A 21,361-nucleotide genomic window follows, 5' to 3' on the forward strand; every position below is an offset into this window, starting at 1 on the left:
GGAAGTTATGAACAGACTAATAATACACTAGTAAATAGTTTACTAGTGTATTATTAGTCTATTCCTTTTATGCTTTTTTGTCAAATATGTAAGGGACATTTCGAAAAAAATTACAGGATAAAGCCATGCAAATTTCTGCCTGGCTTTTGAAGAAGCAATATACATAAAACTGTAACGTTTATTTGCTATTATATAAAACACAGTGATTTTATTTGGAGGTTGAGTTATGAACAGATATCAGCAATATTTTGCAGTGTTTATCCTTATGGTCGCATCCATGACGTTGCATCAAGTTGTACTAGCAGCACCGCTGGAATTATCTTTGGAAGACAGTATTTCTTTGGCGTTAAAAAACAATCATGACATTCAATATGCAAAGTCTGCCAGAGAAAAATCATATTGGGCTTTGCAACAGGCGAAAAACAATAAGGGCGTTTCTGTAACTTATACTCACAATGATGAGCGGTATAATACGCCTCCATCCAGCTACTCCCCAAACTATTCTTATACTACTGAATTTGATAATCAGGTGGCGCTGACACTTCCCGTTTATTCCGGCAAAAAACTTGAGAATCAGATTGCGCAGGCAAAAATAGATTTGGATGTAGCCGACCTTGATGTTGACGTAGCGAAACAGCAATTGAAGATGAATGTGATTTCGGATTATCTTACGGTGATGGAATATGATAAGGAGGTTCAGGTGGATCAAGAGACGGTTGCGAATTACGAGGATCATCTGAATTTGGTCCAGAAAAAGTTCGACTTGGGGCTGGTTGCTAAGACAGATATTTTGTCTAGTCAGGTTAATTTGGCGTCGGCTCAGGATACTTTAATCAAAGCACAAAATAATTATAATAACGCGGTAGCGACGCTTAATAATGCCATTGGCATGCCTCATGGTACGGAATTGAAATTAAACGAAAAGTTTGGTTATAAAAAATATGATTTAACGCTGGAACAATGTATCCAATACGCTGCGATTCACCGACCGGAAATTGCGCAGTATGACGCCAAAATAAAAAGTGCTCAATATGATGTGAAAATTGCTAAGAGCGGTTATTCACCTACAGTGAATTTGACTGCTGAAGAAGACTGGTATAATGACCACTTGCCGGGAATGAAGAATAATAACTGGTTAGTAAAATTAACAACATCTCTGAATGTTTTTGATTCGGGGTTAACGGACACAAAAGTTCGTCAAGCCGAACATAATGTGAACATGGTTACGGATAAAGCGGCGACAGAGCGTGATTCTATTTTATTGGCTGTACGGCAGTATTATCTTAGCATGAAGGAAGCAGAGAAACGGATTGAAACCAATAAGGTATCTGTGAATCAGGCCCAGGAGAATTTAACAATTGAGCAAGCAAAATATGACGTTGGAATGGGCACCAATCTGGATTTGCTTGATGATGTTTTATCGCTTAACACGGCGAAAAAGAATTATGTTCAGGCATTTTATGACTACAATACGAATCAGGCAGAATTAGAGCAGGCCATGGGGATGCCGGTAAAATAGCCCGGTATACATATATATTAGGTGATAATCAGGAGGTATTGCAAGTGCGAATAGAACGTTCAAAAAGACTATATCATTGGATTTTGGCTGTTGTTGTGGTAGTAGCCATTGCAGGATTGTTCGGTCATCGTCTCTTGGCGAAAAAACAAGTCGTAGCACTGCCTCAAACGGTAGAAGTAAAGGCGATGCAAGTCATTCAGAAGGATACGGCTCTACAATATGAATTTACCGGAAAGGTGCAATCGGAAAATGAGGTAAAAATCATGTCGAAAGTGTCGGGAAATATCGTGGCGAAAATGGTCAAGGGCGGGGATATTGTTTACAAGGGGCAACCCTTGTTTCGAGTGGACAATAAGCAGTATCGGTCCGCTATTCGTTCCGCTCAAGGTACGCTGAATCAATCGCGTGCTCAGCTAAATAATGCGCAAACTGATTTGGACAGATATCAGCACTTGGCTGCTATGAAAGGTGTTGCACAGCAAACGGTAGATACGCAGGCATCGCAAGTAGAGCAGTATCAGGCGGACATGGAAGCCAATGAGGCCAAACTGCAAGAAGCAGAGGAGAATGAACAAGATACGTTAATTGTTTCACCTGTAGATGGACGAATCGATGTAAATGATTTAAGTATTGGTGACTATGTAACGGCTGGATCGACAACAATGGCGACTGTGTCCTCCATGGACCCGGTATGGGTTCAATTTAGTATGAGTGAAAATGAGTATTTGAAGTTTGCATTGGCAGGCAATGGTACTTTGCCTGATAGTTTTAAAAATAACATCAAATTGACGTTAAGTAATGGAGCAGAATATCCCTTAGTTGGTTCTATTGAGCAGATTGACAAAGGAATTAGCGATACGACAGGGACGATTACGTTGAAGGCTTCGTTTAGTAATCCTCAGCGTCTATTGATTCCGGGAATGTTCGCTAAAGTTAGCGCGCAAGGGGAAATGCTGCAAGGAGCCTTATTGATTCCCCAGCGGGCAGTAAAAGAATTGCTGGGTAAGACATTTGTCACTGTTGTCACAGACGATAACAAAGCGGCGAGCCGGGCTGTAGAGTTGGGTGCGAAAATTGGCAATTTGTGGTTGATTGAAAAAGGGCTTACAGCAGGAGACCGTGTGGTTGTAGAAGGCATGGATAAGGCAAAAACAGGTATGATGCTAGAGGTAACGATGATGGGACCGGATGAACTAACTAATCCGGTCGAGCAGTAGGGGGGATTTATATGGCGCAGTTTTTTATTAATCGCCCTATTTTTGCGATTGTTTTATCGATTATTATTACTATAATTGGTGTTACGGCGGCTGTGAATCTACCTGTTGCGCAGTATCCGCAAATTTCACCGCCCACAGTATCTGTGAGTACGAGTTATCAAGGAGCCAATGCGGATGTTGTGGATCAGTCGGTGGCCCAGGTTGTGGAACAACAAGTTAACGGAGTTGAGGGAATGTCTTCCATGTCGTCGACAAGTACTGACGCGGGTTCCTATTCGTTAAGTGTTCAATTTGAGTCAGGCGAGAATCCTGATACAGCAGCTGTCCAAACACAGAATCGTGTGTCAGAATCGAATGCTTCGCTGCCAAGTACGGTTCAATCGACGGGGGTTACAACAAGAAAAGCATCTCAGGAAATGTCGTTAATGTTTACACTTTGGTCACCGAATAATACTTATGATGCCAATTTCCTCAAAAATTACGGCAGTATTTATCTTATGGATGACATTAAGCGAGTCAAAGGGGTTGGCGACGTATCGCAATTTGGTTCAGATTATAGTATGAGAATTTGGTTGCAGCCGGACAAGATGTCACGGTTAGGTGTTTCGACAAGTGAAGTCGTTACAGCGATTGAATCGCAAAATACTCAGGCTGCTGCCGGTGCCATCGGAAACATGCCTGTCACTTCCCAACAGGAATTTCAATATACTGTTAAGGTCAAGGGACGTTTGTCGACTCCAGAGGAGTTTGAAAATATTATTGTTCTTGCCAAGTCAGATGGTTCATTTATTCGCCTGAAAGATATTGCTCGCGTGGAATTCGGCAGTAAAGAATATACTTATAGCAGTTTAATGAATGGACATCAAAGTGCTGGCTTCGCCATTGAATTAACGAGCGATGCCAATGCTTTAGAGACTATTGGTAATGTAAAAAAGGTTTTGGCAAAAGCGGCACAGAATTTTCCAGATGATTTACAATATAAAATTGTTGTGGATAATACGGATTTTGTGCGTGAATCGATGATTGAAGTAGCCAAAAGTTTTGCGGAAGCCTTACTTTTGGTTGTAATTGTGGTGTTTCTATTTTTACAGAGTTGGCGTGCAACCTTGATTCCGTTGCTGGCCATACCCGTATCTCTATTAGGGACCTTTGGGATGTTTACGATATTAGGTTTTACCATCAATACATTGACTTTGTTTGCTATGGTTTTGGCCATCGGTTTGGTTGTTGATGATGCGATTGTTGTGATTGAGGCAGTCGAGCATAATATGCGTTATGATGATTTAACGCCGCTATTGGCGACTCGCAAGGCCATGAAGGAAGTATCTGGTCCGGTTATTGCTATTGCGTTTGTATTGGCAGCGGTATTTATTCCTGTGGCATTCTTTGGTGGGATGATGGGAATTCTATATAAACAGTTTGCGCTTACAATTTGCGTGTCGATGGTCTTATCCGCTATTGTGGCCTTATCGCTTACTCCAGCTCTTTGTGTATTGTTACTTAAGCCTTATCATGCTCATAAACCACAAGGGGCTTTGGAAAACTTTTTTGCAAGGTTTAACGGTTGGTTTGAAGAAAGTATCGAACGGTATGGAATAGGTTTAGCTAAATTGATAGCCAAATCTCGGCTCTGTATGATTTTATTAGTCGTGCTCTTGATCTTGACTGGTGGGCTCTATAAGTTAGTTCCATCGTCTTTTGTGCCTGATGAAGACCAAGGGTTTTATATTACTTCGCTTACCCTGCCTGAAGCTTCTAGTTTGAATCGTACAATGGAAGCGATGCAAGAATTGACGCAGAAGGTTACCGCCCAGACGGGCGTGTTGAATGTAATGTCCATTTCTGGCATGGACTTGCTCGGCGGCGGAACGAAATCAAGTGGCGGTGCGATGTTTGTTTGTCTTACACCCTGGACGGAACGCGAAAAACCGGAGCTAAAGGTAAACCAGGAAATGATGCAGACCATGTTAGGAGGAAGCCATTTGCCGGCAGGTAATGTTATTTCCTTTAATCCGCCGGCATTACCCGGACTTGGCATGGTGGGTGGTTTTACGCTCATGTTGGAAGACCGCAGTGGCGGTTCTTTGGATGACTTAGATAGTATGGCGCAAAAATTTATTGCTGCTGCAAAACAACGCCCTGAAATTGGTTCCATTGCCAGTAATTTTAAAGCTGATACACCAGGATACCAATTTGAGGTAGAACGGGAAAAGGCTGAAAAAATGGGTGTTGCGACGGATGATGTATTTACTGCTTTACAAATCTACCTTGGCGGTAGCCAAGTGAATGATTTTAATAAATTTGGTCGTACTTACAAGGTTATCGTACAGGCTGATACGTCCTTTCGCGGTGATGTTGATGCGCTAAGAGCGTTATGCGTGAAAAGTTCCAGTGGGACGATGGTTCCGCTAAATACACTGATTAAATCGACTACGATTAATTCGCCGTCAGTGATTACCCGCTATAATGGGCTGAAAGCCGTAAAAATTAGTGGTAGTCAAGCTTCGGGATATAGTTCAGGGCAGGCCATCAGCGCATTGGAGGAGGTAGCATCTCAGACATTATCCAGCGGTTATACTTATGAATGGTCTGGCCAGAGTCGGGAAGAAAAGCTTTCAAGCAATCGAGCACCCGTTGTATTTGGAATGGCACTTGTTTTCGTATTTTTGTGCTTGGCAGCCCTTTATGAAAGTTGGAGTATTCCTTTTGCAGTATTGTTAGCCGTTCCGCTAGGCATATTTGGTGCCTTCCTGTTTCAATATCTAAGAAATTTGGAGAATAGTATTTATATGCAAATTGGGTTGGTCATGCTCATTGGATTGGCTGCGAAAAATGCCATTCTTATTATTGAATTCGCAACAGTGCGAGTTCGTCAGGGAATGAGTATTCATCAAGCTGCTATTGAAGCGGCTAAAATAAGACTTCGACCCATTTTGATGACTTCATTGGCGTTTATTATTGGCTGTATTCCGCTGGCGATTGCCACAGGTGCAGGTGCCAGTGCTAGAAACTCGATGGGAAATGCAGTCGTAGGGGGCATGTTAACGGCTACATCGCTGGGAATCTTTCTCATTCCCGTATTATTTGTCGTTGTAGAAAGATTAACAGAAAAGTTCAATGTATTGCGTAAAAAAATGATAAAAACTGATCCTGTGTAGATTTTTTGAGGAACGTATTATTAAATCCTGTTAGCAATTAAAACTGCTCATATATTAGCGGCAAGTAGGTTTTCCTGAAATGTCCGATTTTCACCAAGCAGGAGTTTTAGCTGAAGAATATTATTCGGAAGCAACTCCTGCTTGTTTGCTATTTAAAAAATAAGTTGTTTTGCTAAACTGTTACCCAATAGCCCTAGTGACATAAGATAGTATAGAAAACCTGATTGGGATTCGATTGGAAAGGAGAAAAGGATCATGATTGTTTTTTATAATCCTGTCTGGAGCGATTATGTTCATTATTTTAAAAAGAATCCTTATATTTACTATTTGCCGAATACGCCTGTTCTCTTTTATGATTCTCACATTATTCCTGGCGTAAAAACAACGGGTGTTGCAAAAGAACTGCCTTCGGATTATACGGATCTTTTGTCCGTATTTCTTGCTAATAATTTGGGTAATTTAGCGGCACCTTCAACACTGCGTTATCCGCCTTATTCCGGTCGAAGATTTCAGCATTATTACGGCTAGGGCGAATAATGATTGATTTTTATTCGCAAATTTTAGATGGAGATTGTTTGTAGGACTATTGACAGGGGGAAGGGTGACTGTTAAAATCTAATTCATACGTAAATACGTAAGAGGCAAGCACACTCATTTGGCTAGAAGTGAAACTATACGGAGCATTCCACATAGTCACGATGAACATGTGGTAGAAGGGTATAACTTATTGCGCTACGCCAATAGAATAGCAGCCTTAGTGGGGGATTTCGCTTTCATGACTACAGCGGAATTTCTTGCTTGGGCTATTTTATTTTTTTGTGCAGGACAATCATGGGAGGCTATGATGAAATTATTACAGGAAAAAATCCGTTCTGAAGGATTAGTATTAAGTGATTCGGTACTGAAAGTGGATTCTTTTTTAAATCACCAAATTGATCCGGCCTTAATGATGAAAATCGGCGAAGAATTTGTGGAACGTTTTAAAGGCGAGAAGATTACGAAAATCCTGACGATCGAATCTTCCGGCATTGCTATTGCGATGGCTACAGCCGTGATTCTAAATGTCCCGATTGTATTTGCGCGTAAGCGAAAATCAGTTACATTTGATGAAGAATTGTATTGGGCGAAGGTTTATTCCTATACCAAGCAGGAATCAAATGATATTATCGTGTCCAAACGGTTTTTATCTGCGGAGGACCAGGTGCTTATTCTTGATGATTTTTTAGCAAATGGTGAAGCAGCTCTTGGATTGGCTAATATCATTCAGCAGGCACAAGCGAAGGTTGTGGGTATTGGCATTGTGATTGAAAAGTCCTTTCAGCCTGGCGCGCAAAAATTAATTGCAGCGGGCTATCGTGTGGAGTCGCTGGCTCGTATTCAGTCTTTAGAAAATGGTCAAGTTCATTTTTTATGACAAAAAAACGCTCTCTTTTTAGAGAACGTTTTTTTGATTTTTAAATTATTATTGTACATTACTGCCTAAATCAATTTTTGGTTCCGAAGAATCAGGGGGGGCAACAGTAATGTCTTGTGTTTGTCCATTGTTACGAACTTGAAAACTCATCGAGCCATATTTTGTATTGTGAGCATCGCACACAACAATTTGAAGATTGACGAGGGCGCCTCTGTTTGCTGTAATAGATAGCTGCCCAGATTTTTTTCCCTGACTTACAATGACCTCGGCTTTTTCTTGCCGATGAGATTCCCCTGTACCCCAGACCAGTTTTACTGTCTCTGGTTTGCTAAGATCGGCATCTTTTGTCAGAAAAGAATAATTCCAGAACAGGTCGGGCTGGTCAATAATGACATGGACCTTTAATGTTTCTTGTGGTACATTTGATGGAATGGCTTCTGCATGAACGGTTGGTAGAGAAAAGGCGGCAAAAACGAGGGGTAATAACAAGGTCAAGAAATATTTTGTAAGTTGTTTCATTTTCATACCTCCGAATTTTTTTTATTATCCTTATTGTACCATGAATAACAGGAATATAGAAAAAAGTTCCGTCTTGTAATTTGGATTGTTTTTTTTGAGCAGGATATTGAAGATAAAGAGCGAAAAACAACAAAAACGTGATACGCTTGAATCAAGCAGAGCAGGCTATGAAAAATGAGTGGACATTCAGTATTGATTGCACGAATGATCATGGAGGATGTTGTATGAGAAAGATAACAATTGCTGTAGTCGGGCCAGCTGATTCGGTTCAGCTAATTAGTGAAGTGGCGAAGGAATATAGCGAGAAGATCGATATTATGGCACTTACCTATAAGGTGGCTGAAGAAGTGCCGACAATTTTGGCTGCACATAATGGGTTGCCTGACGGTTGGCTCTTTTCAGGCAAAGTTCCTTATAGTCATGCTATTGCTGCGAATATTATTAAGCAGCCCATGCTTTCCATTCCTCATGCAGGTTCTAGTTTATATCGTGTTCTATTGGAGATTGCCAATCAGGAAAAACTGGATGTGAATCGAATTAGCTTCGATATGGTCAGTGAAAAAGATATTGCTGAGACGCTGTCTGATCTGGAAGTACCTCTTGATCCTATTCGTACGTTTGATTGTGAAGGCATTGTTTCTGCAGCAGATATGACGGAATATCACTATCAATTATGGAAAAGCGGCAAAACAAAACTGGCTGTTACTTCATTTTATTCAACCTATTATGCCCTCAAAGACAGGGGGATACCTGTTTTTCGTATTCGACCGCTGCGTTCCAATGTGCGTACCGCTTTGGACATGGCTTATCAAATGGTGGAAGCAGTTAAATTTAAAAGCAGTCAAATTTCTATCCAACAGATTGTCATTGATGATTATGCTGGTGTGATTCGTGATGCTTCTTCAACTTATGAAGTAAAACGGCTGGAGGCAAAACTCTATCCATTGCTTATTCAATATACGGAAATGGTGCAGGGTTCCATTGATATTCATGGTCCCGGTCATTATACGATTTATTCTACACGTGGGGCTGTTGAAGAGGTGACCCAGGGGTTTACAGTGGTTCCCATTCAAGAACAACTGACTCAGTTATTGTCGGTGCCAGTCAGTGGTGGCATTGGTTTTGGGCCAACGGCTCATGCTGCTGAAAAAAATGCTTATAAGGCATTGGGATTTGCCAGACATACCGGAAAAGGTCACTGGATGGTCGTCTTAGACGAGGGGACAGTGCTTGGTCCGTTGAGTTCAGATACTTACTTAAAATATTCTTTGCGTCCTGACGCTTCCTTATCGCAATGCTTAGCTAAGCAACTGCAGATTAGTGTAACAACTATGAATAGGCTTCTTGCCAGTCTGGATAAATTGGATACAGAAACAATCGGTGCCGATGAATTGGCGACCCCTTTGTCCATTACACCACGCAGTGCCAGGCGGTTGCTAGGTATTCTAGTTGAGCACGGTCTCGCTGAGGTTTCGCATGAAGAAGCCCTTTATAAAGGGCGGCCTCGTAAAATTTACAGACTGTTAGTTGATAAAATTGTGCAGAAACATGGCAGTTTATAAATAAAATCAAATCAAACTTTTGTTAGATAAGCGTATTTTTAAGAAAGACCTTTTAATTGTTTGTAAATTAACTTATAATAGTAACATATTATTTTTACTATTAAAGGACATATCCATTAATAGACCGGAATTGATTTATAATGTGTGTCTTATCTTTATGGGAGGTTTTGGTAATGAATGAAGAATTTGATCGTAAATTACTAGAAAGCATGATTCAATTGCGACGTGAGGTCCATCAATATCCGGAATTAAGCCGGCAGGAGAAAGAGACTTCAAAGCGAATTATTCGTGTTTTACAGTCTCTAGGTATTGATGTTCAAGTATTTAAAGACCATTATGGTGTATGTGGTACTGTTCAAGGACAAGGGCCCGGACCCGTGATTGCTCTTAGGGCGGACATGGATGCTTTGCCTATAACAGAACCTAAGAATAAATCCTATAGTTCCAAGGTTCCAGGTGTGATGCATGCTTGTGGTCATGACGGACATGTGGCGATTTTGTTAGGGGTCGCGGAACTTTTGGTGAAAAATAGACAGCATTTTCAGGGGAGTGTAAAACTGATATTTCAGCCGGCTGAAGAAGCTGCTCCAATTGGTGGTTCTAAGCTGATGATTGCTGACGGCGTCTTGGAACATCCGAAGGTAGATGCTATTTTTGGCCTTCATTTATGGCCTTCGCTGCCTTGTGGTTCTATTGGCATTAAGCCGGGTCCGCTTATGGCTGGATCTGATCGCTTTTCCATTAAACTATTAGGGAAAAGTGCCCATGTAGGCATGCCTCATAAAGGCTTGGACGCCATTATGATGGCGATGGAAGTGATACAGTCATTCAATAATATGATGACTCGGCAAATGAATCCTTTAGATATTGCGACTTTGTCTATTGGTAAAATTACGGGTGGTGAACGTTATAATATTATTGCCAAAGAAGCCTTTCTAGAAGGGACGATTCGCACGTTTTCCAGTAAGGTCCGCCAAATTATTCCTGAACATATGAAACGTATTATGGCAGGCGTTACTGAGGCTCATGGGGGAGAGTATGTTTTTGATTATCAGCCAGGCTATCCTATTTTGAATAACTGGGCTGGGCCCACATCACTTGTTGCTGAGTCTGCTTGTCAGGTGATCGATGAAAAATGTGTGCTAAAGGAGATTGAACCGAATTTGGGTGGTGAAGATTTCGCTCGCTATTTGGAAAAAGTTCCTGGTGCATTGTTCTGGCTGGGAGCAAGCAAACCGGGTGAAGAAGGAGCTCCGCTGCATAATCAGGATTTTGAGATTGATGAAAGTGCGTTGCTTATTGGTGCCAAAATTATGTTTCGAACGGTTTGTAATGCGTTGGATTTTTATAAGAGCAAATGATTTTTTGTCCAGAGCTATGAATGCCATCCGCCTTGTTCGGATGGCATTTTCGTTTATCAGGGAATTGCAAATTAGCCCTAATAAGAGGAAACCGCGACATTCTGTAGAATTAAAATAAGTGATTTTGGCCATTTGGAAGCACAGGCAGATCTTAAAAGCCGTGCACCATGAAAAAAGAAAATCATTTGTAGGAGAATGAGCATGATAAATAGCAACTTCACGGGTTCTGTGGCTTTGTCTACGTTACTTGTAGCTGAAAAAGTTCAACGCATAGCAGATGAATGTGGTGTTACAATAACCTTAGTTGATACGCATTTCCGTCCAAATTGCCAATGGGTCAATGATTTTGAAGTAGAAGGTTCACCAGGCAAGATCGATGCTTTTCTAGTGCGAATCAAGGATGTTGAGACAAGATGAAGGGGGTTTTATGATGGATAGTGAGTTATTAGAAAAATATGCTCGTCTTATTATTAAAACAGGCATTAATATTCAGCCTGGTCAGACACTAGTTATTTCTTCGCCCATTGAATGCGCCGAGTTTGCGCGGCTGACTGCGAAAATTGCTTATTTAGAAGGGGCACGTGATGTGGTGCTCAACTGGAAAGATGAGCTGTTTGCTAAGCTTCGCTTTTTACATGCTCCAGAAGAGGTTTTTTCGGAATATCCGGCCTGGCAGCAGGAATTTTTTGTGTCTTATGTCAGACAGGGGGCGGCGTTTTTAACGATTGCGGCCTCTGATCCGGAACTTTTAAAAGAAGTGAATCCTGATAGAGTTGCTAAGGTGCAGAAGGCAGGCAATACGGCGCTCAAAGAATATCGGGAAAGACTTATGAGTAATCGCAATACCTGGTGTATTGCTTCGATTCCTACGGCTTCATGGGCTAAAAAAGTTTTTCCAAACGTTTCGGAAGCTGAGGCTGTAGAAAAATTGTGGCAGGCGATTTTTCAGACCGTCCGTGTAGGAACGAACGATCCTGTTCAGGCTTGGGAAGAACATAAACAGGCTTTGCGCCATAGAATGAATCTATTAAATGAGCACCATTTTAAATTTCTCCATTACAAAAATTCGCTTGGCACTGATTTGACGATTGAACTTCCTGAAGATCATATTTGGCTGGGTGGTTCGGAATATACGCCGGAAGGAGTCGAATTTATTGCGAATATGCCGACAGAAGAGGTCTTTACCTTGCCTAAGCGGACAGGTGTCAATGGGAAGGTAGTCAGTTCGAAGCCTTTAAATTACAATGGTAATTTAATTGACCATTTTTCACTTACCTTTCAAGCTGGAAAGATTATTGATTTTCAGGCTGAACAGGGCTATGATATATTAAAACGGTTGATTGAGGTCGATGAAGGCTCGCGTTATTTAGGGGAAGTGGCGCTTGTTCCTTATGATTCGCCTATTTCCAACGCTAATTTGTTGTTCTTTAACACTCTTTTTGACGAGAATGCTTCTTGTCATCTAGCCATTGGCAAAGCCTATCCTGTATGTATCAAAGAGGGTGAAACGTTGGATAAGGAAACGCTATTAAAGCTGGGAGTCAATGATTCGCTGATTCACGAGGATTTTATGATTGGCACCAAGGATTTGACAATTACTGGTGTTACTGCTAATGGCGAGAAAGTGGCTATTTTTGAAGACGGCAATTTCGCTTTTTAATGCGGATAGAAAAGATCGGTTTCAGGGCTGCCACTAAGGTGGCCTTTTTTCTATAGCAAAGAGGGCTAATCTATCTTGCAATGGACTATTACCTAAAAATGAACAATGCCGCAAAATTTGCGGCATTGTTGGTAGATATTTGTGAATTTGTAAAGCACTTTCTTTAAAGAGGGTCATTTTCGTTATTTTTTCGATAGTCTTTTATAACTTCAAATCTTTTCGAAAGTTCTTGTTCTTGTATCCATGTTTCCTGGACTAAATAGGAATTTTTAAAGCTTGTGCTCCATAAAAAGGATCCTGCTTGAGTGTAGCAGGCAAAGATAACAGGTTCGCGCAGCGTTTCTGGGATGTTCCCGTTATCATTTGTAATGAGGCCATAGTTTTCTTCTGGGCTAATTTCGAAGCACAGTGCTGTTAGGCCCTCTTCGATTTGTGTTTCTTCAAATCCAAGTTCGGCATAAAAGTCTATAACGGTCTGATTTATTTCTTTTTCCATAGGATCATCTCCGTGTTCATTACTTACTGCTGTTATTGTAGCCTAAATTCAGGAGATTCACAAGCCGTGCTGATACATGATAAAAAATCAGGTATCTGTAAATTTACAGATACCTGATTGCAAGAAGTTTTCTTATTGCTGTTAAATATTAGCGGTTTTTGCTGAAGCAGTCGCGACAGAAAACTGGACGGTCGCCAGTAGGACGGAAAGGAACCTGCGTTTCAACGCCACAAGCTGCACAAACAGCAGTATGCATTTCGCGTTGCGGACGATCGCCGCCACGACGGAATCCGCCACCATTGTTTTGTTTGCGAGCCGCACGGCAAGCAGGGCAACGGCCAGGTTCATTGGTGAACCCTTTTTCCGCATAGAAATCTTGTTCAGCAGCAGTGAAAACGAATTCTGCGCCGCAATCACGGCAAGTTAATGTTTTGTCTTCGTTCATTTATAAAACCTCCTCAAATCTGTTGCCCAATAGCTAAGGGAAAATCATGTACTTCCCACTCGAAACTTAAGTTTGAGAAGGGTAGCGAATAACTTCACTATGTCTTTCAACTAAGGACCTCTACACTATACCTTGTATGATAGAAAAAGTAAAGGATTTTATTTGTAAAATTGTAATTTATTTTATTTATTTGTAAAATAAATCGGTTGGAGGTGAATTTTTATGAAATTGATCATTGATGCTGATGCTTGTCCACGAGAAGTGTTGGCTTATTGTGTGGCTCTTTGCGAAACAGAAGGGATCGATTTGATTACGATAGCCAGTTTTAATCATCATGTCCAATCGCCGCATCATATTGTTGTTGGCAATGCTTCACAGGAAGCAGATATTAAGATTGTTAATCTGACTGAGAGCGGCAATATTGTTGTTACTCAGGACTGGGGGCTTGCTGCCATGGTCCTTGGCAAGGGAGCATTCGCTTTAAGTCCGTCTGGCCGGGAATATCGTCAGGAGACAATGGATTTTTTACTGGAAGAACGAGAGATGAAAGCAAAATTTCGTCGCGCAGGTCACCATACTAAGGGACCGAAAAAGCGCCAGAAGCAGGATAATGTTCAGTTTAAAGAATCGTTAGAACAGATGATTCTGCATATCAAACAGCAGGAATGAAGCAGATATTTCGTGTAAAAAAATAACTGGACAGAACGATAAAGTCGCTTTATAATCAGAATTAAACAAGTGTTTAAAACACGTGTTTAAAACGATCGTTTAAAGGGGCGAGTTCATGAAGAAAAATAAAATTAATGAAGACGAACAGGAAAATATTGCAACAGATGTTATAGAAGAGAGGCAGGAAGACCTGGATAAGGAACCATCAGATAAGCTAATTGAGGCCGCATTGCCGCTCTTTGCTATGAAAGGGTATGCTGCTGTGACAGTCCGGGAACTGGCTGATGCCGCTCACGTGAACAGCGCGTTAGTTTCCTATTATTTTGGCGGAAAAGAAAAATTGTATGCAGCCGTACTGGAATCACAGGTGTCGCTTGTTGGACGCATTGTTGAGAAGATAGGAAAAGAAAATCTTTCTACTGTAGATAGTTTGATGCGCTACGTACAAGAAATCATTGTTGTATTTCATCAATGTCCCTATTTATTTCGGCTGATGTCAGGAGAGTTGATAAGTCCTACGGCCTGTTTTGAAACTGTTGTAAAAAAAGAAATTACGAAGCTCTTTACATTTTTACGCCAGATTCTCCGTAAGGGTGTGGAATGTGGCGAACTTCGTCCTGAACTGGATATTGAATATGCCGTCATTTCTTTTGTAGGTATTATTAATTTTTACTTGATTATACGTCCATTGGCTAGTAAAATTCTGCATCCTGATGAGCAACAGGATGCGCACTATATTTTGCAGGCTGTAAACATCTATCTAAATGGAGTGATGGAGAATGGTCAATAAGCGTTTGATTGTAGGTATTCTTATTTTTGCCGGACTGGCTGGCGCGGCTGGGTTTAAATTATTTCGTCCCATGCCGCAGGGCATTACAGCAACAGGCACTATTGAAGTGACAAAGGCTGACGTTACCCCAAAGGTGGGTGGTTATCTTCGCGATCTCAAGATACAAGTGGGTGACAGCTTGACGACAGGTCAAGTTGTTGTGCAAGTTGTTCGACCGGATCTTGCTGCCCAGGTTCTGCGTGATGAGGCGGGGGTGGCAAAAGCCCAGGCGCAGCTTGCTGATACAATAAAAGGCCCGCGCAGTCAGGAACGGCAGGAAGCCGCAGCCAATTTAGCTGGAGCGCAAGCTGTTTATACTAAGGCAAAATCAGATTATGAGCGTTTGTCTTCACTTCATGATTCAGGGGCTATTGCGACACAGCAGCTTGATGCGGCTAAATCTGCTTATGATGTAGCGTACAATTCCCTTGTTGCGGCCCAGTCCCGTCAAAGTTTGATTGAAGAAGGCAATCGTCCCGATGTGATTGCTGCCCAGACACTAGAGGTTCAGCAGGCAGAGGCTATTTTAGCCAGTAGTCAGTCTCTGGCAGCTGATATGATTGTAGTGAGTCCTTTAAATGGGCTAGTACTCGCGAAAAACTATGAAGAAGGCGAATATGTTAATCCAGGTGCAGCTATTGCCACCATCGGGGATATGAATGACTGCTGGGTAAAAATCTATGTCGATTCTGCTCAGCTTGGACTTATTAAAGTGGGTCAGCAAACGTCTGTTAAAGTCGATGCTTTTCCTGACCGGACTTTTTCCGCTGTTATCAAAGAAATTAGTCAAAATGCTGAGTTTACGCCGCGACAAAGTATTACGCAACGGGAGCGAGCCAATTTGGTTTTTGCTGTCAAGGTAAAAATTGATAATGCCGAAGGTATTTTAAAACCAGGCATGCCGGCGGATGTGGTTCTGCAATGATTGAACTACATCATGTATCAAAACAGTTTGGTATGAATGAGGCTGTCAAGGATGTCTCACTTACCGTGAGACAAGGTGAAATCTTTGGCCTCGTAGGCCCCGATGGCGCAGGCAAGACTACGATAATTCGTATGATTGCCGGTATTCTTGATCCTTCGCAAGGCGATGTGATCTTGCTTGGCTCTACAAATCCTGAACAGGTAAAAGTCCATTTGGGTTACGTTCCTCAAAAGTTTAGTCTTTATGGCGATTTGACTGTCATGGAAAACATTCAGCTCATGGGGGCTCTCTACGGAGTGCAGCGGAGTCAAGTTGATTCTTTGGCGAAGCAAACCTTAGCTTTTACTAATTTGTTACCTTTTAAAGATCGATTAGCCGATCATTTATCAGGTGGCATGAAACAAAAACTGGCACTTGCCGCCGGATTAATGCACCGGCCCAAGGTCTTTTTCCTTGATGAGCCTACAACAGGCGTTGATCCCGTATCGCGGCGCGAGTTCTGGCAAATGCTGTACGGTCTTAATAAAGAAGGCATGACCGTTTTCGTTTCTACGCCTTACATGGATGAAGCCGAACTATGTACAAGGATTGCTTTTATGCATAAGGGGAAAATTGTCACCTGCAACACGCCGCAAGAATTAAAGTCAGCCTATCCTTATCAGGTCCTGGAGCTTGTTGTCAACCAAAAAGGCATTCAATCGGTTTTAGCGTCTTGCCCGATTGTTGACATTAACGCTTTTGGTGAAAAATATCATCTGATTGTTCATGAGGCGACGGCTGCTGAACAAGCCGTGCGTCAGGCTTTGGTTCAAGCCGGTGTGACTATTTTATCGCTGTCGGAAATTTCGCCAACTCTTGAAGATGTCTTTGTCGCATTGGCTGGGGAGGTGTAGTTCATGGTTGTCGTCGAAACAAAAAATCTAACTTGCACTTTTGGTAGCTTTACTGCTGTAAATCGCTTGTCGATTCGTATTGAACAAGGCAGTATTTATGGGTTTTTGGGTCCGAATGGTTCAGGAAAATCCACAACCATTCGAATGCTGTGCGGTCTGATTACACCTACTTCAGGCAGTGGCATAATTCTTGGTTATGATGTGACGAAAGAGGCGGAACAGATTAAAGCTAAAATCGGTTATATGTCACAAAAATTCAGCTTGTATGATGATCTTACGGTGCGTGAAAATCTGAATTTTTATGCCGGAATGTATGATCTTACAGGTAATGATCGAAAAGAGCGAATTAACGAAATGATGGCTATGGCGGGTTTGACAGAGCGCGCTCATGAACTTGCGGCCAATTTGTCAGGTGGTTGGAAGCAGCGGCTGGCCCTTGGTTGTGCTGTGATTCATCATCCGGCGATCTTGTTTCTTGACGAGCCCACAGGTGGCGTTGATCCAAAGTCGCGCCGCATGTTTTGGGATATTATTTATCAACTGGCAACAGACGGAACGACTGTTATGGTTACAACACATTTTATGGATGAAGCGGAGCATTGTGATCATATTGGTTTTATTTACGAAGGGAATTTGATTGCCAATGATGGCCCGGAAGCGTTAAAAAGGCAACTGCCTGGTGTATTGCTTGAAATCGATGCTGCCGATCCGATTGGTCTGATGGAGAAAATTAAGCATCAAGATCAGACTTATTTAGATGTCTATCCTTATGGCAACCATGTTCATGTTTTAGTGGGAAAAGAGCAGACTCACGCGTTTGATAGCCTTCAGCCCCGCTGTATTTCACCTTCTCTTGAGGATGTATTTGTTTATTATGTCAAAGACCAACGAAGGAAGGTCTGTTTATGAGAAGACTATTCGCATTGCTCACGAAAGAATTTATTCAAATGCGGCGCGATAGAGTCACGTTTGTCATGATGGCTATTATTCCTGTTGTTCAGCTATTGTTATTTGGTTATGCTATTAATACAGATGTAAAACATCTGCCAACCATTGTTTTTGACCAGTCCGGTCAGCAGGAGGGGCGGGATTTGTTGGCGGCTTTTGAATCAAGTGGCTATTTTGATGTGACAACCATTGCTCATAACTATCAGGAGGTTGCCCAGGCCATTGATGAGGGGAAAACGAAAGTCGGTATCGTGATTCCACCCGACTTAACGGACAACTTGAAACACGGACGCAGTGCAACTGTACAGGTTATTGTTGATGCCTCTGATTCGCTTGCAGCCAATTCGGCCATGAGTACGGCCCAGATTATTGGTCAGCTCAAATCACAAGAAATGTTGATTGAAAAATTTCAAAATACGCTAGGCAAGACCGTTGTTCAGCCTTATGATATTCGAATTCGGCCATGGTATAATCCGGATTTTGTATCTGCTTTTTATATGGTGCCAGGTATTTTGGGCGTTGTGTTGACCATGACGATGGTGATGATTACATCTATGGCCATTGTACGGGAACGGGAGCGGGGTACTATGGAGCAGCTGATTGTGACGCCCATGAAAACGTATGAGTTAATGCTTGGCAAAATTATTCCGTATATTTTCGTCGGCTATGTCCAAGTCACATTGGCCTTAATTGTGGGCATTTTGCTGTTTGATTTGCCTATGCGGGGGAGTTTGGGACTATTATATCTACTGACTTCGTTATTTATTGTGGCCTCCCTTGCTGTGGGCGTCTTAATTTCTACTTTGGCTAAAACACAGATGCAGGCCATGCAGATGTCTTTTTTCTTTTTGTTGCCTTGCATTTTGCTATCTGGTTTTATGTTTCCCCGGGAAGCCATGCCGATCTTTTTTTATGAACTGGGCAAGATCATTCCGCTCACTTTTTACCTGGAAATCATGCGCGGCATTGTGTTAAAAGGTATTGGCATTCAGTATTTATGGACACAAGTCTGCGCCTTGTTGACTATTATTGTCGTCGCGTTGGCGCTGAGTATCTATAAATTTCAGAAAAAACTGGTGTGAGACGGGCGGACAAGCCGCGGTTTTTCTTATCGCAGGGATTTGTGATATGATATAGCTAGAACGTTATTTGCAAGGTGAGAGGAATGGAAGATGAGTAAAACAGTTGTATTAGCGGAAAAACCCTCTGTTGGTCGCGATTTAGCACGTGTGCTGCATTGCGCCAAGAAGGGCAATGGCTTTTTAGAAGGTGATAAGTATATTGTAACGTGGGCCTTGGGACATCTCGTCACATTGGCGGACCCTGAGGCTTATGATGATAAATACAAGGCATGGCGGCTGGAAGATCTCCCCATGATGCCGCGTGAAATGAAGCTTGTTGTGATTAAACAGAGCGGCAAACAATTTCAGACTGTGAAACAGCAACTGACGCGCAGTGATGTGGGCGACGTTGTTATTGCCACCGACGCGGGGCGCGAGGGGGAGCTTGTGGCGCGCTGGATTATTGAAAAATCTCACGTACATAAGCCTTTGCGGAGACTATGGATCTCTTCTGTGACAGATAAGGCTATTCAGGAAGGATTTCATAAGCTTAAAGCAGGCAAGGATTATGAAAATCTTTACGCCTCAGCGGTTGCTCGTGCCGAGGCCGATTGGATTGTCGGGATGAATGCTACACGGGCTCTGACCTGTAAGTATAATGCTCAACTTTCCTGCGGACGTGTGCAAACGCCTACACTGGCGATGATTGCTCAGCGTGAGGAAGAAATACAGCATTTTCAGCCGAAACCTTTTTACGGCATCACAGCCCTAGCTGATCATTTAAAACTGGTGTGGCAGGACAGCAAGACGAAAGAGATTCGCAGCTTTGATAAAGAACGCTGTGATAAGCTGCTTCAAGTACTAGATCATAAATCCGGTGAAATTGTTGAAGTCAACAAGGTTCATAAAAAAAGTTTTGCACCCCAGCTATATGACTTGACGGAACTTCAGCGCGACGGCAATAAAATTTTCGGCTTTTCAGCCAAAGAAACGCTGGGAATTATGCAAAAACTTTATGAGACACATAAACTTTTGACTTATCCGCGTACAGATTCCCGGTATATTACAGCGGATATTGTCGGAACGATTAAAGACAGGCTCAGTGCCTGTGGCGTTGGCACTTTTTCGAAAGCGGCTTTTAAAATTTCGCGCAGTCCCATTAAGGCCAGCAAGCATTTTGTTGATGACAGCAAGGTCTCTGATCATCACGCCATTATTCCCACCGAGCAGTATGTTAATTTAAGTGCTTTAACAGATAAGGAACGGAAAATCTATGAACTCGTTGTTAAACGATTTTTGGCTGTCCTTTATCCGCCTTTTGAATATGAACAGACGACAATTAAGGCGAAAATTGGCAGTGAGTTTTTTATTGCCAAGGGCAAGGTTGTCCTTGCGGCTGGCTGGAAAGAAATTTATGACAATCATACCGAAGAGGAAGAAGGAAATGATGAACTCTCTGATCAACTCTTGCCGCGCGTCAATAAGGGGGATACACTGCCAATTCAACGCTTAACGTTGACGATGGGAAAAACTAAGCCACCTGCTCCGTTTAATGAGGCCACCTTACTGTCGGCCATGGAAAATCCCGTGAAGTATATGGGGCATGAGAGTGAAACACTCAAGAAAACCATTGGTGAAACAGGCGGACTAGGCACCGTGGCTACACGTGCCGACATTATTGAAAAGTTATTTAACAGCTTTTTAACGGAGAAGAAGGGTAAAGATGTTCTCATTACAGCTAAAGGACGGCAACTATTGGAATTGGTGCCAGCTGACCTAAAATCGCCGACACTGACAGCGAAATGGGAACAAAAACTCAGCTTAATTGCCAAGGGAGCGCTGCCCAAGCAATCCTTTGTTGATGAGATGCGGGGATTCGCCAAGTCTGTTGTGCAGGACATTAAGAATAGCCAGGAACAATTTAAACATGATAATCTTACGCGTACAAAGTGTCCGGAATGCGGCAAATATTTACTTGCAGTCAATGGCAAGAAAGGAAAAATGCTTGTTTGCCAAGATCGCGAATGCGGCTACCGCAAAGGTATCGCCCGAGTCACGAATGCCAGATGTCCCAATTGCCATAAAAAAATGGAACTGCGTGGCGAGGGTGACGGACAGCTCTTTGTTTGTGCTTGCTGCGGCTATCATGAAAAGCTGTCCGTTTTCCAGCAAAGGCGCAAACAAACGGGTGATATGGCTTCCAAGACCGATGTATCACGATACTTAAAGGATCAGAAAAAAGAACAGCGAGAGCCAATCAATACGGCATTGGCTGACGCTTTAGCCAAGCTAAAACTAAAGTAAATTCTGATGTTTTATAATAATAGGAAACTGCTATTTGCCTTCTTAAGGAGCAAATAGCAGTTTTTGTTGTAAAAAATATTAATTGTAACTAAGTAGCTAAGTAACTAAGTTACTACCAATGGTGCAAAAAAACTTGCTCAAGTGTAATGAAACATATGAACTATTTGTTCATGCGGATCGTATAAAAAATGAGAGCGACTGGGAGCGTGAAAGTACTCAGGGATTCTACTGATTTCTTAAAGCATCAGTAGTTTCAAGGGTTGTCGATTCGTTCAGTACTCATTAGTTAGAAATGGATATGTTTTCAATAACTTTTGAAAATGTCACCTAAAAAGGGTTCTAATTATCGGATGAAAATGTCACTTTAGAATTTAAGCATAA

At 42.1% G+C, this 21,361-nt stretch carries 19 protein-coding genes; 16 read left to right on the forward strand and 3 right to left on the reverse strand.

What is annotated here, in order from left to right; genetic code table 11:
- Positions 1-226: 226 nt before the first annotated feature.
- From Ga0466249_RS22855 to Ga0466249_RS22875, 5 genes are all read left to right on the forward strand, one after another.
- Complete coding sequence (locus tag Ga0466249_RS22855) at positions 227-1,519, forward strand: TolC family protein (RefSeq protein ID WP_215831814.1); 1,293 nt, start codon at positions 227-229, stop codon at positions 1,517-1,519.
- 44 nt (positions 1,520-1,563) lie between these two features.
- On the forward strand, positions 1,564-2,736 hold the full coding sequence (locus Ga0466249_RS22860) for an efflux RND transporter periplasmic adaptor subunit (RefSeq protein ID WP_215831815.1): 1,173 nt from the start codon (positions 1,564-1,566) through the stop codon (positions 2,734-2,736).
- Between the two features lie 11 nt (positions 2,737-2,747).
- Positions 2,748-5,894, forward strand: a complete 3,147-nt coding sequence (locus Ga0466249_RS22865; protein WP_215831816.1) for an efflux RND transporter permease subunit — start codon at positions 2,748-2,750, stop codon at positions 5,892-5,894.
- Positions 5,895-6,149: 255 nt separating this feature from the next.
- Positions 6,150-6,422 carry a hypothetical protein gene (locus Ga0466249_RS22870; RefSeq protein ID WP_215831817.1) on the forward strand — a complete coding sequence of 91 codons (273 nt, stop codon included), beginning with the start codon at positions 6,150-6,152 and terminating at the stop codon, positions 6,420-6,422.
- 316 nt (positions 6,423-6,738) lie between these two features.
- Positions 6,739-7,308 (forward strand): xanthine phosphoribosyltransferase, encoded by a 570-nt coding sequence (locus tag Ga0466249_RS22875; RefSeq protein WP_215831832.1) that lies wholly within the window; start codon positions 6,739-6,741, stop codon positions 7,306-7,308.
- Positions 7,309-7,356: 48 nt separating this feature from the next.
- Here the strand turns inward: Ga0466249_RS22875 and Ga0466249_RS22880 are convergent, their stop codons facing one another.
- On the reverse strand, positions 7,357-7,827 hold the full coding sequence (locus Ga0466249_RS22880) for a hypothetical protein (RefSeq protein WP_215831818.1): 471 nt from the start codon (positions 7,825-7,827) through the stop codon (positions 7,357-7,359).
- A gap of 224 nt (positions 7,828-8,051) precedes the next feature.
- Between Ga0466249_RS22880 and Ga0466249_RS22885 the strand changes: the two genes are divergently transcribed.
- The 4 genes from Ga0466249_RS22885 to Ga0466249_RS22900 all read left to right on the forward strand — a co-directional run bounded on the left by Ga0466249_RS22885 (position 8,052) and on the right by Ga0466249_RS22900 (position 12,410).
- Complete coding sequence (locus Ga0466249_RS22885) at positions 8,052-9,389, forward strand: helix-turn-helix domain-containing protein (RefSeq protein WP_215831819.1); 1,338 nt, start codon at positions 8,052-8,054, stop codon at positions 9,387-9,389.
- A 173-nt stretch (positions 9,390-9,562) separates the two neighbouring features.
- Positions 9,563-10,750, forward strand: coding sequence for a M20 metallopeptidase family protein (locus Ga0466249_RS22890; protein ID WP_215831820.1), 1,188 nt, complete (start codon positions 9,563-9,565; stop codon positions 10,748-10,750).
- 201 nt (positions 10,751-10,951) lie between these two features.
- On the forward strand, positions 10,952-11,167 hold the full coding sequence (locus Ga0466249_RS22895; protein WP_215831821.1) for a hypothetical protein: 216 nt from the start codon (positions 10,952-10,954) through the stop codon (positions 11,165-11,167).
- A gap of 10 nt (positions 11,168-11,177) precedes the next feature.
- Entirely contained in the window at positions 11,178-12,410 is a 1,233-nt protein-coding gene (locus Ga0466249_RS22900) for an aminopeptidase (RefSeq protein ID WP_215831822.1), read from the forward strand.
- A gap of 163 nt (positions 12,411-12,573) precedes the next feature.
- On the opposite strand, the gene Ga0466249_RS22905 is transcribed toward Ga0466249_RS22900, so the two are convergent.
- Positions 12,574-12,906, reverse strand: coding sequence for a hypothetical protein (locus tag Ga0466249_RS22905; RefSeq protein WP_215831823.1), 333 nt, complete (start codon positions 12,904-12,906; stop codon positions 12,574-12,576).
- Between the two features lie 148 nt (positions 12,907-13,054).
- Entirely contained in the window at positions 13,055-13,351 is a 297-nt protein-coding gene (locus Ga0466249_RS22910; protein WP_215831824.1) for a zinc-ribbon domain containing protein, read from the reverse strand.
- Between the two features lie 222 nt (positions 13,352-13,573).
- Between Ga0466249_RS22910 and Ga0466249_RS22915 the strand changes: the two genes are divergently transcribed.
- The 7 genes from Ga0466249_RS22915 to Ga0466249_RS22945 all read left to right on the forward strand — a co-directional run bounded on the left by Ga0466249_RS22915 (position 13,574) and on the right by Ga0466249_RS22945 (position 20,980).
- On the forward strand, positions 13,574-14,020 hold the full coding sequence (locus Ga0466249_RS22915) for a YaiI/YqxD family protein (RefSeq protein WP_215831825.1): 447 nt from the start codon (positions 13,574-13,576) through the stop codon (positions 14,018-14,020).
- A 115-nt stretch (positions 14,021-14,135) separates the two neighbouring features.
- A complete protein-coding gene (locus tag Ga0466249_RS22920; protein ID WP_215831826.1) occupies positions 14,136-14,810 on the forward strand; it encodes a CerR family C-terminal domain-containing protein in 675 nt (224 codons plus the stop codon).
- On the forward strand, positions 14,800-15,774 hold the full coding sequence (locus Ga0466249_RS22925) for an HlyD family secretion protein (RefSeq protein WP_215831827.1): 975 nt from the start codon (positions 14,800-14,802) through the stop codon (positions 15,772-15,774). Before Ga0466249_RS22920 ends, Ga0466249_RS22925 begins: the two co-directional genes overlap by 11 nt.
- Positions 15,771-16,667, forward strand: a complete 897-nt coding sequence (locus tag Ga0466249_RS22930; RefSeq protein WP_215831828.1) for an ABC transporter ATP-binding protein — start codon at positions 15,771-15,773, stop codon at positions 16,665-16,667. Before Ga0466249_RS22925 ends, Ga0466249_RS22930 begins: the two co-directional genes overlap by 4 nt.
- 3 nt (positions 16,668-16,670) lie before the next feature.
- Complete coding sequence (locus Ga0466249_RS22935; protein WP_215831829.1) at positions 16,671-17,576, forward strand: ABC transporter ATP-binding protein; 906 nt, start codon at positions 16,671-16,673, stop codon at positions 17,574-17,576.
- A complete protein-coding gene (locus Ga0466249_RS22940) occupies positions 17,573-18,697 on the forward strand; it encodes an ABC transporter permease (RefSeq protein ID WP_215831830.1) in 1,125 nt (374 codons plus the stop codon). Before Ga0466249_RS22935 ends, Ga0466249_RS22940 begins: the two co-directional genes overlap by 4 nt.
- 90 nt (positions 18,698-18,787) lie before the next feature.
- Positions 18,788-20,980, forward strand: a complete 2,193-nt coding sequence (locus Ga0466249_RS22945; protein WP_215831831.1) for a DNA topoisomerase III — start codon at positions 18,788-18,790, stop codon at positions 20,978-20,980.
- Positions 20,981-21,361 lie beyond the last annotated feature (381 nt).

It is taken from the genome of Pelorhabdus rhamnosifermentans (assembly GCF_018835585.1).
In the GTDB taxonomy this organism is placed as follows: Bacteria; Bacillota; Negativicutes; order UMGS1260; family UMGS1260; genus Pelorhabdus; species Pelorhabdus rhamnosifermentans.